This window comes from Rhodococcus sp. DMF-1 (assembly GCF_021441945.1).
Taxonomy (GTDB): Bacteria; Actinomycetota; Actinomycetes; order Mycobacteriales; family Mycobacteriaceae; genus Rhodococcus; species Rhodococcus ruber.
In genome coordinates this window covers 5,072,952-5,087,126 of record NZ_CP090442.1, presented here as the reverse complement: position 1 = coordinate 5,087,126, position 14,175 = coordinate 5,072,952, and the positions used below count along the sequence as shown (strand labels likewise).

The 14,175-nt window shown below is 67.8% G+C and carries 16 protein-coding genes; 6 read left to right on the top strand and 10 right to left on the bottom strand.

Annotated elements, in window-relative coordinates:
- Positions 1-69: 69 nt before the first annotated feature.
- A complete protein-coding gene (locus LZP97_RS23315; protein WP_230831725.1) occupies positions 70-618 on the bottom strand; it encodes a GNAT family N-acetyltransferase in 549 nt (182 codons plus the stop codon).
- Between the two features lie 126 nt (positions 619-744).
- A complete protein-coding gene (locus LZP97_RS23310; protein ID WP_040273621.1) occupies positions 745-1,986 on the bottom strand; it encodes an oxygenase MpaB family protein in 1,242 nt (413 codons plus the stop codon).
- 116 nt (positions 1,987-2,102) lie between these two features.
- Between LZP97_RS23310 and LZP97_RS23305 the strand changes: the two genes are divergently transcribed.
- Positions 2,103-2,666 carry a TetR/AcrR family transcriptional regulator gene (locus LZP97_RS23305; RefSeq protein WP_010594969.1) on the top strand — a complete coding sequence of 188 codons (564 nt, stop codon included), beginning with the start codon at positions 2,103-2,105 and terminating at the stop codon, positions 2,664-2,666.
- Between the two features lie 39 nt (positions 2,667-2,705).
- Here LZP97_RS23305 and LZP97_RS23300 read toward each other — a convergent pair whose 3' ends face one another.
- Entirely contained in the window at positions 2,706-3,071 is a 366-nt protein-coding gene (locus LZP97_RS23300; protein WP_010594968.1) for an HNH endonuclease, read from the bottom strand.
- A 314-nt stretch (positions 3,072-3,385) separates the two neighbouring features.
- Here LZP97_RS23300 and LZP97_RS23295 point away from each other — a divergent pair, with 314 nt between their 5' ends.
- Positions 3,386-4,987 (top strand): AMP-binding protein, encoded by a 1,602-nt coding sequence (locus LZP97_RS23295; protein ID WP_048773665.1) that lies wholly within the window; start codon positions 3,386-3,388, stop codon positions 4,985-4,987.
- A 305-nt stretch (positions 4,988-5,292) separates the two neighbouring features.
- On the opposite strand, the gene LZP97_RS23290 is transcribed toward LZP97_RS23295, so the two are convergent.
- Positions 5,293-5,742, bottom strand: a complete 450-nt coding sequence (locus LZP97_RS23290; protein ID WP_010594966.1) for a MarR family winged helix-turn-helix transcriptional regulator — start codon at positions 5,740-5,742, stop codon at positions 5,293-5,295.
- Between the two features lie 115 nt (positions 5,743-5,857).
- Between LZP97_RS23290 and couN the strand changes: the two genes are divergently transcribed.
- The 3 genes from couN to LZP97_RS23275 are packed head-to-tail and all read left to right on the top strand — an operon-like array spanning position 5,858 to position 8,150.
- Entirely contained in the window at positions 5,858-6,769 is a 912-nt protein-coding gene (gene couN, locus LZP97_RS23285; RefSeq protein WP_010594965.1) for a 4-hydroxyphenyl-beta-hydroxyacyl-CoA dehydrogenase, read from the top strand.
- Positions 6,766-7,656 (top strand): 4-hydroxyphenyl-beta-ketoacyl-CoA hydrolase, encoded by an 891-nt coding sequence (gene couO / locus LZP97_RS23280; protein ID WP_048773664.1) that lies wholly within the window; start codon positions 6,766-6,768, stop codon positions 7,654-7,656. The genes couN and couO overlap by 4 nt, the downstream gene beginning before the upstream one ends.
- 14 nt (positions 7,657-7,670) lie before the next feature.
- Positions 7,671-8,150, top strand: a complete 480-nt coding sequence (locus LZP97_RS23275; protein WP_010594963.1) for a MaoC family dehydratase — start codon at positions 7,671-7,673, stop codon at positions 8,148-8,150.
- A gap of 73 nt (positions 8,151-8,223) precedes the next feature.
- On the opposite strand, the gene LZP97_RS23270 is transcribed toward LZP97_RS23275, so the two are convergent.
- Positions 8,224-8,781 (bottom strand): TetR/AcrR family transcriptional regulator, encoded by a 558-nt coding sequence (locus tag LZP97_RS23270; protein WP_048773662.1) that lies wholly within the window; start codon positions 8,779-8,781, stop codon positions 8,224-8,226.
- Between the two features lie 120 nt (positions 8,782-8,901).
- Between LZP97_RS23270 and LZP97_RS23265 the strand changes: the two genes are divergently transcribed.
- The gene (locus LZP97_RS23265) at positions 8,902-9,294 is read left to right on the top strand and encodes an SPW repeat domain-containing protein (protein ID WP_048773661.1); all 393 of its coding nucleotides are present in this window, start codon (positions 8,902-8,904) and stop codon (positions 9,292-9,294) included.
- On the opposite strand, the gene LZP97_RS23260 is transcribed toward LZP97_RS23265, so the two are convergent.
- The 5 genes from LZP97_RS23260 to LZP97_RS23240 form a co-directional block, all read right to left on the bottom strand.
- A complete protein-coding gene (locus tag LZP97_RS23260; RefSeq protein WP_048773660.1) occupies positions 9,263-11,026 on the bottom strand; it encodes an FAD-dependent monooxygenase in 1,764 nt (587 codons plus the stop codon). The genes LZP97_RS23265 and LZP97_RS23260 overlap by 32 nt on opposite strands.
- A gap of 158 nt (positions 11,027-11,184) precedes the next feature.
- Entirely contained in the window at positions 11,185-11,574 is a 390-nt protein-coding gene (locus LZP97_RS23255) for a nuclear transport factor 2 family protein (protein WP_017681858.1), read from the bottom strand.
- Positions 11,575-11,651: 77 nt separating this feature from the next.
- Entirely contained in the window at positions 11,652-12,815 is a 1,164-nt protein-coding gene (locus LZP97_RS23250; protein WP_048773658.1) for an acyl-CoA dehydrogenase family protein, read from the bottom strand.
- A gap of 120 nt (positions 12,816-12,935) precedes the next feature.
- Positions 12,936-13,577 carry a 3,4-dihydroxy-2-butanone-4-phosphate synthase gene (locus LZP97_RS23245; protein WP_017681856.1) on the bottom strand — a complete coding sequence of 214 codons (642 nt, stop codon included), beginning with the start codon at positions 13,575-13,577 and terminating at the stop codon, positions 12,936-12,938.
- A 79-nt stretch (positions 13,578-13,656) separates the two neighbouring features.
- Positions 13,657-14,109, bottom strand: coding sequence for a flavin reductase family protein (locus tag LZP97_RS23240; protein ID WP_017681855.1), 453 nt, complete (start codon positions 14,107-14,109; stop codon positions 13,657-13,659).
- Positions 14,110-14,175: the final 66 nt, after the last annotated feature.

Sequence of the window (14,175 nt, the reverse complement as noted above, 5' to 3'; positions counted from 1 at the left end):
CCCGACCATCGAAGCACGTGGTGCCCGCCGGCAGCGGGCACCACGCGGAGACGGAAGATTCGGAACCGGTCAGCCGAGCCGCTTGTGGTACACGACGACGTCGCACGGAACGGCGAGCAGCGGAACCAGTTCGGGGTACATGACCTCGGGGTCCTCCGTCCGCACCGGCACGTATCCCATTCGCGGATACCACTGCGACAGGAACACCTTCGACGGGTGCTCGAAGTCTTTGGGCTGGATGATCTCGAGCTGCATGATCTCGTTCCCGAGCCGCGCCGCGTGGGATTCGGCGAACCGCACCAGGGCACGGCCGATGCCTGCACCCCGCACCTCCGGGTCGGCAGCGAGCATCCCGAACTCGGCGGTGCGGGCATCGAGTTGCACCACCTTCACGCAGCCCACGATCCGGTCGCCGAGCGAGGCGACGAAGAGCTGACCGGCACCGGCAAGTTCGGCGATCTCGGTCGCCGAGGTCCGGGTGGCCCCCTCCGGCCACATGCCGTCCTCGGCAACGGCATAGACGGAATTGACGAGGTCGGCGACCACCTTGGCGGTGTCGTCACTGCCGTCGGCCGGGCGCACCAGCGGCCCGATACTCAGTTCCCCAGAGTCCGTCAACGTCTTTCACCCAATTTTCTCGACGACCGCGGCCCGCAACCGCGGAGGGACCGGCGGTCCGGCTTGCCGGAACAAGCCTAGCCGACCGCGACGACGCGACCGTTCCGGCTTCCGAGGGGCGGACGCTCAGCCGGGCAGCGCGCCGACGGCCGGCCTCGACGCCCCGAACTTCGAGGCGAGTTCGCGCCGGGCGGCCCGGTCGCCGGCCCGCTCGAGGAACCGCCTGCCGGTGCGTGTGCGGGCCACCACCGTGGAGGCGACGACGTTCTTGACCAGCACCGGAGGAACGGCCCAGGCCGAGGTGACGGGCAGATCCAGCTCCCGCAGGCTCTGCGTGCCGAGGAAGTACCGAAGCATACTCAGCAGGCGCTGCCGCTCGTACCGGCCGCGCACGTCCCCGAACCTGCCGTGGTCGAGGGTCCGCTGGCCCTCCACGAGGGCCCCGGACAACGCGGCACCCGCGGGCGTGACGTCGTCCTGCACCAGCAGCACGTGGTAGTTGAACACGTGCTGCTCGCGTTCGGTGTCGAACAGCCAGTCCTCGTCGATTCCCATGAGCCATCCGACGTACTTCCACAGGTGCATCACCGCCCGCGACTCCTCACGGGTGACGAAGTACCCGAGTGCCCGCATGCCGAGCAACAGCGTGCCGTTGAACAACCCGAGAGTTGCCGCCTGGTCGGTCTGGTTGATCGGCAGACCCCAGCGCTCGACGTCCCATCGGCCGTTGGTCTCGAACTGGTGGTTGATCAGCGCATGCATCGCGCGCACGTGCACGGTGAGCTTGAATCCCTCACCGTTCCTGCGCATCCCGCCTGGCTCGCCGACCGCGGTTCCCCATTTCTGCGTTTCGCCGAGGCGCCGCATTGCGGTCGAGCCGGTCAGGCCCCCGGTCTCGACGAGCAGATCCGGCGGCCCGCCGAACCGATAGCCACCGATGAGCGACAACTGGAGCAGCACGTCGATGCGGCTGCGGCCCATCCTGCGAAAGGCCCGGGCGCCCTTCTCCAGCAGGTCGAAGTCCACCCACTCCGGGACGTCGTCGACCACGGCGAAGAACCGTCGCAGCGCCTCCGGGGCCTCCGGCACCGCGTCGATGCCGTGCTCGAGCGCCCGATGGAACTGCGCCATGCTCACCCGTTCGGCGTCCGTCCGGGGGCGGCGCATCGCGCGCACCAGATCGGCGCCCACCTCGTCCCGGGCGAACATCCGGCGGCCGATCCGATCGAGCAGTTCCTCGTCGACGGCGCCGATCCGCGCGTAGGCGCGCAGCGGGCGTCCGATGCGCTGGTTCCTGGGCCGGATGCCCGCGTACCGGCGCGGGTAACGGGCCGCCTGCGCGTCCTGTCGAATCTCGTGTGCCACCATGAGCCGATGCTGACACGAGCAAATACTCGCGTTCAATTCGCGTCCGGGGGGCGCCGATGAGGCCGGCGGAGCAGAGCCGGCTGCGCCGGGTGCCACGGCAACGCCGCTCCCAGGCGATGGTCGAGCGCATCGTGACCGCCGGCCGGGAGGTCCTGCTCACCCACGGATACGAGGGCGCCTCCACCAACCGGATCGCCGCCGCCGCCGGTATCAGCCCCGGCTCGCTGTACCAGTACTTCCCCGGCAAGGACGCCATCGTGGCCGAAGTCGTCGACCGGTGGACCGAGGAGGTTCAGGCTCGCATTTCGCACGTGTTCACCGATGCGCTCGACGCCCCCACCTGGACCGAATCGGTGCGGACCAACATGCGCGTACTCCTCGAGGCACTCGGCGAGAACCCCCGGCTGCTGCGCGTGCTCGTCGAGCAACTCCCCCGCACGCCGGACAGCCGGCTGGTCGCGTTCGAGCACCGCATCGACGCGCTGCTGGCCATGTGGCTGCGCTTCAATCCCGGCCGGCGCCGGATCGAGCATCCCGACGCCATCGCGTGGATGCTCGTCCGCACCGTCGAGAACGTCGCGGTCGGTTACGTGCTCGATCAGCCACCGATCGAGCCGGAGGTGGTCGCGGACCAGCTGACGGCCATGATCACCGCCTATCTCAAGGAGATTCTGGACTGAGCGCCGCCCGTATCCTTCCCGACGATCTGTCCGCACGCCTCAGCAGTTGCTCCGGCAGCGTCGCAGCTGGCCGGCCAGGTATCGCCGGGCGCGGCGATGCCCACCCGCGCTGGCGAGTTCGAGGTCCAGCGCGTTCAGGAGCGTCGCGAGCAGGCTCGCCTGCGGGGCCCAGCCGCGCCGGTTCCGGCACTCGGCGAGCCACTCGACCGGACCCCGGTGACCGCGGTCGGCGTTGCACCGCCGGCACGCGGCGGCCTCGTTGGCCGCGATGCTGGGACCGCCCTTGACTCGTGGCACGAGATGTTCGGTGGTCGGCGGAATCAACGGTCCGAACCGTCGGCCACACCACAGGCAGCAATCGTCCTGTCGTTCGACGGCGAGCGTGAGTCTGGCGGCGCGGTCCACCTGTCGATCGTGACCGAGTCGCTCCCCGAGCGCCAGTGCCCCCGCGGACCACGATGCAGGGCGAGCGTTGTCGTCCCGTTCGCTCAGGGATCACAGGCGCTTGCAGAAGTGGCGCCGGGACACCCCGTGGCGGAGATCACTTTCATCCGGCAGACATTCGCATTCTCCGCACCGTACCATCTTGCGCGGGTGGGGTTCCGGGGGGATACGACATTCGAGGCGTCCGAACGAGCATTCGGGAACTGGACGGTTTCACGAGCAGTCTCCCCCGTGCATCACGTCGTTGTGCAAGTTCGGTTCCATCAAGGGGGGTCATGCATTCTCGCCACACCGTCGTCACGTCCGGACATGCACTGCTGGACGGGCTGGCCACTTCATGCGTCGAGCGCCCCGATCGGATCGCGGTGACCGATCTGCGCTCGTCATCGCAGCACTCTTTTTCCGACATCCAGCACGCGGCCGAGTCCGCACGGACACACCTGCACCAGCTGGGCGTACGGCCAGGCGACAACGTGGTGGTGACGCTGCCGCTGAGCGTCGAGCTGATCGCATACTGCTACGGCGCATTCCTGGTAGGAGCAGTCCCCGCGTTCCTCGACCCCAACCAGCCCCCCGACACGCTGGCCGCGTGCCTTGCCGACCTCGATGCGCCGGTGTGGGTCTCCGAACTGCCCTGCCCCGGAGCGGATCTCTACGACGGCATCGTCTGCACCCCGACGAGCACCGGCTTCGACAGCGCTCGTCTCGGTACGGTTCTGCCCGACCCGAGTCGGAGCGAAATGCAGTGGGACATCGCCGATACCGTGCTGCTGCTCTACACCAGCGGAACCACGGGCATCCCCAAGGGAGTGCCGTGGACCTCGCGCGAGCTCGCCTCGCAGATGCGCTACTACCGCAGCGACGAGATCTCCTCCGAGTTCTGCCTGTTTCCACACCTGGCTCTGGTGGCCGTGGCCATGGGCCGACGCGTGGTGTTGCCGGACCTGGCCACCGTCCAACCCGCTCGCCTCGACGTCGCCGCGTTCTACCAGCAGCTGGCCGTCTCCGGCAGCGACTACCTGTTCGCTTCGCCACTGGTGTGGCATCGCCTGATCACCCATATGGATCAGCATCACCTGCCCGCCCCGGCGTTGCGACGGGTGGCCACCGCGGGGTCGGCCATCGGCGCCCGGCTGGTCGAACGCATGCAGGACAGGCTCGCCCCGGCCGAGGTCGTGGTGCCGTATGCGAGCACCGAAGTGTTGATGCCGATCACCCTGATCGGCGCCGACGAGCACGTGTACCGTTCGAAGCTCGGAACCTGGACCGGCATGGGCACCCCGCTCGGGCGGCCGCCCGCGGACATGGACGTCGCTGTCGTCGAATCGCAGTTCGAGGGGCCGCACTTCGACGTAGCGCTCGACGGCCTCCCTGCCGACAGGACCGGCGAGATCGTCGTTTCCGGCGCTCGGGTGAGCACCACCTACTTCCACCGCGACGACGCCGTGCGCACCGCCAAACTGCGCGATACGCGAACCGGTGAGATATGGCACCGCACAGGCGATTTCGGCTACATCGACTCCTCGGGTCTGGTGTGGTACCTGTGCCGCAGAAAGGACGTCGTCGACTCCCCACACGGCCCGATCCATCCCGATGCGCTCGAACAGATGTGGAACATGGTCACCGGGTTCCTGCTCAGCGCAGTGGTGTATCTCGAGGATCTCGACCGCCTGTTCTACGTCTTTCCCCACGACGAGGATCCTCGCGCCGTCGACCTCGGCACCATGGCAATCCTCGCCCAGCGGCTGCACTTGCCACGGCCCACCCCGGTGCACCTGTCCACCGCGCTACCGACCGACCCGCGGCACAACAGCAAGATCGACCGCGGGCGACTGCGCCGCGTCGTCGAGCACCTCGTCGCGACGGAGGGCCTGTGACCACTACTTCGACTCCGTCGCTGCGTTCGACACCGCCGGCCTGAACGGTCCGGTTCGCGGCTGTGCCGTCGGCACCGGTTTCGGCACCTCCGACTGCTCGAGGCCGGCTACCCGCTGTTCCGACGGCAGCGTGGACGTGCTCGACCGATTTCGGCTCGACTGCGCCGAGGCCGGTCTGCCCTACGCCACCGCACCCGGCCCTCACCTCAGCCAGCTCGTCAGGCTGCCGATACCCTGCCGACCCTCGATGGGTCGACAACTCCACACCCCGGACGCCCCGACCGCGCCCGTGGACGAGCGCGCGGTCAGCGGGCGGCGTTCACCGACTCGGGAAAAACCATGCGGCCGAGCACAGTGCGCATTTCGGCGAGAAGAGCCGGGTCCACGCCGGCGAAGTGCCGGTCCGACACCTCCTCGCTGAGCCGGCGCGCTTCGTCGCACAGCTTTCGTCCCTCGTCGGTGGCGACGACGAGTTTGTTGCGCCGGTCGCCCGGGTCGGCGGTGCGGGCGACCAGATTCCGGTTCTCGAGTTCGTCGACGATCGCGACGATCTGGCTGGGGTCGAGTCCCATGTCCGCGGCGATGCGGCGCTGCGCCACACCGGAGGGTTCGTCGCACGCGAGGGAGAGCACCGTGTAGGGGCGCACCCGCAGCCCGAGTGGGGCGAGAGCCTCGTTCACCGATCGCACCACCATCGCACTGGCACGCGTCAGCAGAAATCCCAGGTCGTCCTCGAGGACGCGTCGACGTTCCATTCCGAGAGCCTTTCGTCGCGACCCTCAGGATAACAGTTCCTCAATCGTTGACATTCTCAATAGTAGATGTTCCTATGTGATTGGGAGTTCATCAGCTCGAGCAACGGAGGATCTCGTGGACCTCAGCAACAAAGTCGCCGTCGTCACCGGTAGCGGGCAGGGCCTCGGCCTCGCCTACGCCGCCGAGCTGGCACGTCACGGCGCCGCGGTCGTGATCAACGACGTCGACCGGGGCACCGCCGATGCCGCCGTCGCGACGATCACCGCCGCGGGCGGACGCGCCGTCGCCGTCGTCGCCCCCGTCGGTCCCACCGAGACGGCTCGAAAACTCGTCGCCGCCGCGGTCGAGCACTTCGGCCGCCTCGACGTGATGGTGACCAATGCGGGCATCCTGCGTGACAAGGTGCTGTGGAAGATGACCGACGACGACTTCGACGCCGTGATCGACGTGCACTTGCGCGGCACCTTCACGTGCGTGCGCGAGGCCGTACTGCGCTTCCGTGAGCAGGGCGAGGGCGGGCGCATCATCGCCATCGGATCCCCGGCCGGGCAGCGCGGCAACTTCGGGCAGACCAACTACTCCGGCGCCAAGGCCGCGGTGGTCGGGATGGTCCGCACCTGGGCGATGGAACTGCAGCGCGCCGGGATCACCGCCAACGCGGTGTGCCCCGTCGCCGTCACCGCGATGACCGAGACCGTGCCGATCTTCGCGCCCTACATCGAGCAGATGAAGCAGACCGGCGAGCTGCCCGCGGTGATCCGCCGCGAGGTCGGCATGGGCACCCCGCAGGACGTCGCCGGCCTGATCGCCTTCCTCGCCTCCGACGACGCCGCCGACATCACCGGGCAGGCGTTCTCCGTCGGCGGCGACCGCCTGGCGCTGTGGTCGCATCCGCAGCTGACCGCCACCGCCTTCCACGACGGCGGCTTCTCCGCCGACGACGTGGCCGCGCAGTGGCCCATCGTGTTCGCCGACCGCGTCGAGTCCGTCGGCGAGGAATTCCCCGAGGAGGTGCTCGCCAAGTGAGCCGCTACGAATACGGGATCGACTTCGAGGCGATCGAGGCGATCGACATCCACACCCACGTCGAGATCGACGGCTGCGGACACCGCTCCATGGACGACGAACTGATGGCCGCCTCGGAGAAGTACTTCAAGTCCGGTGAGGAACGCACCCCCACCATCGACTCCATCGCCGAGCACTACCGGCAGCGGAACATGGCCGCCGTCGTGTTCACCGTCGATGCCCGGTCCGCCACCGGCCACGCCCCCAACTCGGTCGAGGAGATCGCCGAGCTCGCCACCACCCACAACGACGTGCTCATCCCCTTCGGCTCCGTCGACCCGTTGCAGGGCAAGGCCGCTGTGAAACGGGCGCGCCGCCTGGTCGACGAGTACGGCGTCAAGGGCTTCAAGTTCCACCCCAGCATGCAGGGCTTCGAGCCGAACGACCGGCAGTTCTACCCCCTCTACGAGGCCCTCGTCGAGGCCGGCGTGCCCGCCCTGTTCCACACCGGCCAGACCGGCATCGGCGCCGGACTGCCCGGCGGGCACGGCATCAAGCTGCGCTACTCCGACCCCATGCTGCTCGACGACGTCGCCGCCGACTTCCCCGACCTGACCATCGTCATGGCCCATCCCGCGGTACCGTGGGTCGACGCGCAGATCTCCATCGCCACCCACAAGGCCAACGTCTACATCGACCTCTCCGGCTGGTCCCCCAAGTACTTCCCGCCGCAACTGGTCAAGGCCTCGAACACGATGCTGCGCCACAAGGTGCTGTTCGGCTCCGACTTCCCCGTCATCCAAGTGGATCGATGGCGCAACGATTTCGCCACTCTCGACATCAAACCCGACATCGCACCGATGATCTTCAAGCAGAACGCACTGCGCGTTCTCGGCATCAAGCGCTGAGCACAGGAGGCCCCATGACCGTCCCCGCCACCTCCATCACCCACGTCGCCACCCTGGCCGACCTCGAGGCACTCGTCGGGCAACCGCTCGGCGTCAGCTCGTGGATGGCGATCGAGCAGGACCGGATCCAGACCTTCGCCGACGCCACCGACGATCATCAGTGGATCCACCTCGACGTCGAGCGGGCGAAGAAGGAGAGCCCGTTCGGCGGTCCCATCGCCCACGGTTACCTGACGCTCTCCCTGATCATCCCGATGTGGAGCGAGGTCCTGAAGGTCGACAGTGTCACCATGGCCGTCAACTACGGCCTGAACAAGGTCCGCTTCACCAGTCCCGTGCCCGCCGGCGGCAAGGTCCGCCTCGATGCGACGCTGAAGTCGTTCGAGAAGCTGCCGAAGGGCGGCGTCCAGATCACCATCGACGGCCTGATCGAACTCGAGGGCAGCGAGCGGCCCGCCGTCGTCGTCGAGGCGGTCTACCGCATGTTCGAGTAGCGCCCGTTGCCTGCAACCGAGCGAATGTGCCCTTCTGTCGGCTGAAGGGCACATTCGCTCGTTCCAGGCCGCCTCACGGCCGGACGAACGCGGGCAGCAACGTCTGCGCGACCCGTTCGTTCCAGTCGGCGGCGATGCCGCCACTGCGCGCCCGTTCCGCGAAGTAGGCGCCGACGATGCAGTCGAGGAAGGTCTCGACGTCGAGGTCGGTCCGCACGGTCCCCCGGGCGATGTGGCGCCGCACGACCTCCGTCAAGGTGCGGCGGTGTCGCACGAGCACCGAGCGGATGAGATCGGTGAACGCGGGATCCGCATCGGTCACCAGCGCGGCGAGACCCCCGAAGCCCACACCGCCGTCGACCGAACGCAGGGACTGCTCGGTCAGCCACGTCAGCACCTGCTGCGCGGTGGCATCCGGTGCGGGAGGCGACGGTTGCGCGATCGGTTCCATCACCGCGGTGAGCATCTCGTCCCGGTCGCGGTAGCGACGGTAGATGGTGGTGCGGGCCATGCCCGTGTGTGCGGCCACGGCCTCGATCGTCACCGCCCTAGGCCCCTTGCGCCGGAGCAGTTCGAGCACGGCATCGGCGATGCGTTCTTCCGGCGTCGCAGTGTCCTCACCCGACCGCATGGCCCTCACCTGACCGCATGCATCACTCCGTCCGCCGTCCCGACTTCGACGATCATCCTACAACGTCGCTACACTATATGTAGCTACGCAACATGTAGCGATTCGAAGAGAGGTGCGCACATGAAGATCTCCAACTCGCTCGCCGGAACGATCGCCCTGATCCTGGGCATCGCCACCATGACCGCGTCGGTGTGGTTTGACACCACCGCCGTCGGCTCCGGCGTCACCCTCGGACTGGGGGCCATCGCCGCGATCTACGCCCTGTGGTCGCTGATCGCCCGCGACCCCACCAAGGACCACTGGTCCCTGTCCGTCGTCGGCCTGATCCTGTTCATCTCGCCCTGGATCGGACAGTTCGCCGGCGACGGAGCAGCCTGGACCGCGTGGATCGCGGGTGCGCTCATCATGCTCGTCGGCAGCAGCGCCTACCTCGCCGACGAGTTCGCCGACGTCACGGCGTCGACCCAGGGACGGTCCCCGATCACGGAAACTGTGGTCCTCGACCGGAAGTAGTGGCCAAGCACGCGGAAGTGTCCACTCGACCGGTGACCGCCCCGATCAGCACGGACACATCCTCGGGGATGCTGTTTCCGCGCCACGCCACGTGACCGTCCGGCCGCACGAGTACGAGATCGGCCTCGTAGACGGCGCGCACCGTGGCGTCGTCCACGGCGAGAACCTGAATGGGCATGTTCGCCGCGGCTGCAGCATCGACCAGTTCCGTCGCGGCGTCCTCGCCGACGAAGCTGACGATGGTGAACGTGTCGCGGTAGGCGTCGAGCATGGACCGGCCGTCCGGCAGCCGCACGTGCGGTGCGCGTGCGCCGGGAAGAGTGGTGGGGATGTAGGTCGAACCGTCGTTGTCGGGAACCGCACGGTCGTCCCGGACGATCACCGGCGAGGCGTACACATACCCCATTTCCACGCCGAAGCTCTCGTGCTCACCGGTGTGGGAAGCGAAGTACTCCTCCAGGGCGTGCCGGTGCTCGTCTGCTTCGATGGTGTCGGCTTCGACGAGTTCGCGGTCGACGAGCTGCTGGGCTTCGACGTGGACGCCGAGATGGCGGAACGACCAGTCCCGGGCCATGACGGCAACCGGTCGGCGCTCGGTTTCGTAGCTGTCGAGAAGGTCGTTGCCGCCGTATCCCTGGAGGACTGCGGCGAGCTTCCATCCGAGGTTGACGGCGTCGGCGATGCCGGTGTTCAGTCCGTATCCGCCGGTGGGGATGACCTCGTGGGCGGCGTCGCCGGCGACGAACAGCCGACCGAGGCGGTACCGGTCGGCGACGAGTACGTTCGCGTGCCACACACTGCTCTGCAGGACCTCGTCGACGTCGAGGTGCCGGCCGCAGACCGCGTCCAGCAGTTCCTGCTTGTCGATGTCTTCGGTCCGCACACCGTCGGTGATGGCGCTGGTCTGCAGCGTCCACGTGTCGCGTTCGTCCTGGGCGATGATCGCGCCGACTCCGCCGCCGACGAAGAAGGTGTGCCAGAACTGGCCGTGCGCGTGCAGGGTTTCGAGATCCCGGGACTTGAAATGCACCTGGCAGAACGTGATGACGCCGCGCTCGCCCTCCATGGTCAGCCCCATGGCGCGCCGCACGACCGAGGCGGCGCCGTCACATCCGACGACGTAGTCCGCCGCGAGTGTGTGGACAGTGCCGTCGACCGAGGAGGTGATCTCGATCCGGGCACCGCCGTCGTCCTGGGTGACGGCGGTGACGCGCCAGGGCCGGAGCACCTCGATGTTCTCGTCCGCGAGACAGCGGCGCATGAGCAGCTTCTCGACCTCGATCTGGGTGACCCGCTGCCAGGCGTGCGCCGGTGTGGTGCCGTCGTTCCTGGACGCGATCCACTCGGACATCTCGTCGACGCCGGGGTACTTCCAGCGGCCCACCTGCCGGCCTGCCATCGAGGTGCAGAAGACGACATCGTGCGAGTGCTCCGGGGCGACGCCGACCGAACGGATGTCGTCGACGAGACCGAGCCGGTCGAGAAGCTCCATGCTGCGCGCATTCGTCAGGTCCATCTTCGGAAAGCGGGTCGTCTGCGGAGCCTGTTCGACCAAGGTGCTGCGGATCCCGTGCAGGCTGAGCTCGAGCGCGAGGATCATCCCCACCGGGCCCGCGCCGGAAATCACCACCGGTCGCCGCGACGACACATCGATCGCCGCAGCGACGTCCGTCGACGACCGCCCGGGGCGCACCGAATCCTGTTCCGGCTCGCGACTTGTGGGATGGCTCATGACGATTCCTTTCGAGGTGTTCCGCCCGTACGCGGCCGTGGAGTACGACCGGGCGTGGGGGATGCGCAGGGTGGGGGATGCGCAGGGTGGGGCGAGGTGGCGTCACCGAGTCGGGTGGCTGCCACCGGTAGGTCCGCGGCGGCAGCCGCCTCCCGGTGTCAGCGCGCGGCGACGACCGGGCTGGGATCCATGAAGATCAGGTACTCGGTCACCTTCCCGTCCTCGATGCGGGTGCGGGTGACCGCAGGAAGGGTGAACGTGGTGCCGTCGTTCATCGTGTACGTGACGTCCACGCGCAGGGCGGTGACGTTGCCGGCGCACCACTGTTCGAGGATGACGTGCTGCATTCCGGCGACCGATCCCAGGTAGGACGCCACCCACTGCTGGATCGCCTCGCTTCCTTCGACCGGGTCGTTGTTCCCCATGCGGAAGTGGCAGTCCGTGGAGAAGTAGCCGAAGAATCGGGCGATGTCGGTGTCGGCAGCATGGAGAAGGCTACGGGTGATCTCGAGGGCGGTGGCATCGGGGGAGGTCGTGTCCGAGGTCATGGCGTTCACTTCCGTTGCGGTGGAGGTGCTCGTACGTCGCGCACCTGGAGGGCATGTCGGAGTCCGATCCGGGTGTGTCAGAGCAGCGGGTCGGCGACGGGGAGGTCGAGGGTGAAGCGACCCATCGTTTCCGACGCGGTGTCGATGTCGAGGAAGGCATGCACCGCCAGGACGCTGAGGTCACGATGGAAGCGCTGGATCGGTGAGGCGGTGCGGAATCCGTCGCCGCCGATGCCGCGCACGATGTCGTTGAGCGCATTGCGGCACAGGTCGGTCATGTACGCCGCCTTCAGTTTCATTTCGGCCCGATCCTGCGGATCCGACTGCTCGGGACGCTGTGCGGTGAGGCGTTCGAAGAAGGCGTGCAGGAGAGTCTCGGCGGCGTCCGCCGCGGCAAGGGCACGGCCGAGCCGCATCTGGGCGGCCTGCTTGCCGGCAGCCTTCTCCTGGCTCAATGTTCCCTGCCGCTGACGGGTGCGGTCGATGAAGGCGTTCGTCGCTCCCCGCATGGCCCCGACGACGACGGGCGTCACCTCCGCCATCGCGAAGGGCAGGAACGGCAGGTGGTACATCGGGTTGTCGTGGAGCAGCATGCCCGGCGCCGCGCCGGCGAGGGCGAGGTCGAACGGACCGGTCCGGTAGTCGGGGACGAACACGTCCTCGACGGAGACGTCGTTGCTGGCGGTCCCGGCCATGCCGGAGATGTACCAGGTGTCGTGGATCTCGACCTCACTGCGAGGAACGAGGAACCACAGAGGCGCCGGCGGGCGACCCTCCTCGAGGGAAACGCCGGCGAAGGTGAACCATTCGGCGTGAGCGGAGCCGGAGTTCCAGGCGGTCTGACCGGTGATCCGGTAGCCGCCCTCGACCTTCTGCACTCCGCGCAGTGGAGCGGCAGTGCCGGCGGTGAGGGTGTAGGGCTTGTCCGCGAACATCTCTCGCTGTGCCTGCTCGGTGAAGATGTTCACCCGCCATGCCGCGCCGATGTAGAAGGACGTGACCCACCCCGTCGACGGGCACACGGCGCTGATGGCGCGAACGATGTCCGCTGCGACATCGAGACCGAGCTCGAGCCCGCCGTACGCTTTCGGTGTCAGCGTCGCCAGGATCCCCGAGTCGATCAGGTCGGTGATCGTCTCGTCGAGCGGCGCCCGGTTCTCCTCGGTTTTCTGGGCGCGTTCGGCCAAGACCGGCACCAGGTCGTTGACGCGGCTCATCAGTTGATCGGCGGTGATGTCCATGGTTTCCTCGCTTCGGGATGGGTGGTCGAATTGATCGCAGAGAGCTGACCCACTCCGGCACCGCACACCTCGGGTGCGCGAAATCGACTGGATCGGAATGGATTCGGACGAAGGCGGTGGTCAGTGTGAGCGTTCGTGATACTCGTCGGGTGCTACGAGGGTGAGGCCGTAGCTGTCGGCCAGTGCTTCGGCGTCGTGGGGACCTGCGGTGTTCACCGGGTCGCCGATGCCGTCGAGTTCGGCGAAGACCGCACCGGAGTATTCCGGCCGTGCCAGATCGGTCAGCGCAAGCGCGCAGGCGGCGACCGTTCGTCGCTCGCACAGGACACGCGGATCCACCCGGACGGGGACGAGATGCCCGGGCCTGCTGAGGTCGTCGACGCTCGAGCGCGGATCCGCGAGCACCCGGGCGGTGCGAGCCCGATCTGCCCCGGAGATGCCGGTGGTGACTCCGGCCGAAGCGTCGACGGCAACACATTGGCCGTATGCGCATGCCGACGGCGCGCGCGAACTCGGAGTGGCTTCGGGCAGACCGAGCCGGTCGCAGTCCCGCTCGTGGAGGGCCACTTGGACGAATCCCGTGCTGTGTCGAATGACGAAGGCCATCTGCTCGGTGGTCACGGTGCCTGCACACCCGACGAGCACGAGACGAGCACCGTGCCGCAGGATGATCAGTTCGCCTCGCGCCAGGGCGCGCATGCCCTCGGCTGCAGTCGACCACAGGGTCCGCGGGTCAGCGGCGTATGCAACGGAGGCGGTCATGACTTTCCTCTCCTCGAGGGTGTTCGGCGCTGGGGAACAGGGACAGAAGCGATAGACGCTGCCGACCGGAACTGTCCGGTTACACCATTTCCAGCGCGCAGTGGGTGCCGAAGGTGCGGCGGTGATAGGTGAGGGGGTCGCTGTCGTGCTGCTCGGCGGCGACGACATTGCCCAGCACGATCATGTGGTCGCCGCCTTCGAGGATCCGTTCGACGGTGCAAGCTACCCATCCGGCCGCACCGGTGATCCGGGGCAGGTCGTGGTCGATGTCCCAGCGAACCCCGTGGAACTTGCCGAGGCCGTTCTTGGTGGCGAATTTCAGGGCGGCGCTGTGTTGGTCACTGGACAGGATGTTCAGGCCGAACCTGCGCGACTCGGTGACGAGTTCGAGGGTTTCGGACCCCCGGTCGAGGGAGACGAGGACCATCGGAGGGTTCATCGACAGCGAGAGGAAGGCGCTGACGGTGGTGCCGACGGGCAGCCCGCCGTTCATGGAGGTTGCGACGGCGACGGGGGTGGCTACGTGCGCCATCACGTTCTTGAAAGTTTCCTGGAGCGAAGTCAACGGACGTGTCCTTCGATCGACCGCGGGACATGC

What these genes read in the sequence shown, in the direction of transcription:
- LZP97_RS23250 (WP_048773658.1), bottom strand. Translation starts at nt 12,815, where the DNA reads ATGGACATCACCGCCGATCAACTGATGAGCCGCGTCAACGACCTGGTG.
- LZP97_RS23290 (WP_010594966.1), bottom strand. Translation starts at nt 5,742, where the DNA reads ATGGAACGTCGACGCGTCCTCGAGGACGACCTGGGATTTCTGCTGACG.
- LZP97_RS23305 (WP_010594969.1), top strand. Translation starts at nt 2,103, where the DNA reads ATGGTCGAGCGCATCGTGACCGCCGGCCGGGAGGTCCTGCTCACCCAC.
- LZP97_RS23265 (WP_048773661.1), top strand. Translation starts at nt 8,902, where the DNA reads ATGAAGATCTCCAACTCGCTCGCCGGAACGATCGCCCTGATCCTGGGC.
- LZP97_RS23240 (WP_017681855.1), bottom strand. Translation starts at nt 14,109, where the DNA reads ATGGCGCACGTAGCCACCCCCGTCGCCGTCGCAACCTCCATGAACGGC.
- LZP97_RS23245 (WP_017681856.1), bottom strand. Translation starts at nt 13,577, where the DNA reads ATGACCGCCTCCGTTGCATACGCCGCTGACCCGCGGACCCTGTGGTCG.
- LZP97_RS23310 (WP_040273621.1), bottom strand. Translation starts at nt 1,986, where the DNA reads ATGGTGGCACACGAGATTCGACAGGACGCGCAGGCGGCCCGTTACCCG.
- LZP97_RS23295 (WP_048773665.1), top strand. Translation starts at nt 3,386, where the DNA reads ATGCATTCTCGCCACACCGTCGTCACGTCCGGACATGCACTGCTGGAC.
- LZP97_RS23260 (WP_048773660.1), bottom strand. Translation starts at nt 11,026, where the DNA reads ATGAGCCATCCCACAAGTCGCGAGCCGGAACAGGATTCGGTGCGCCCC.
- LZP97_RS23270 (WP_048773662.1), bottom strand. Translation starts at nt 8,781, where the DNA reads ATGCGGTCGGGTGAGGACACTGCGACGCCGGAAGAACGCATCGCCGAT.
- LZP97_RS23255 (WP_017681858.1), bottom strand. Translation starts at nt 11,574, where the DNA reads ATGACCTCGGACACGACCTCCCCCGATGCCACCGCCCTCGAGATCACC.
- LZP97_RS23275 (WP_010594963.1), top strand. Translation starts at nt 7,671, where the DNA reads ATGACCGTCCCCGCCACCTCCATCACCCACGTCGCCACCCTGGCCGAC.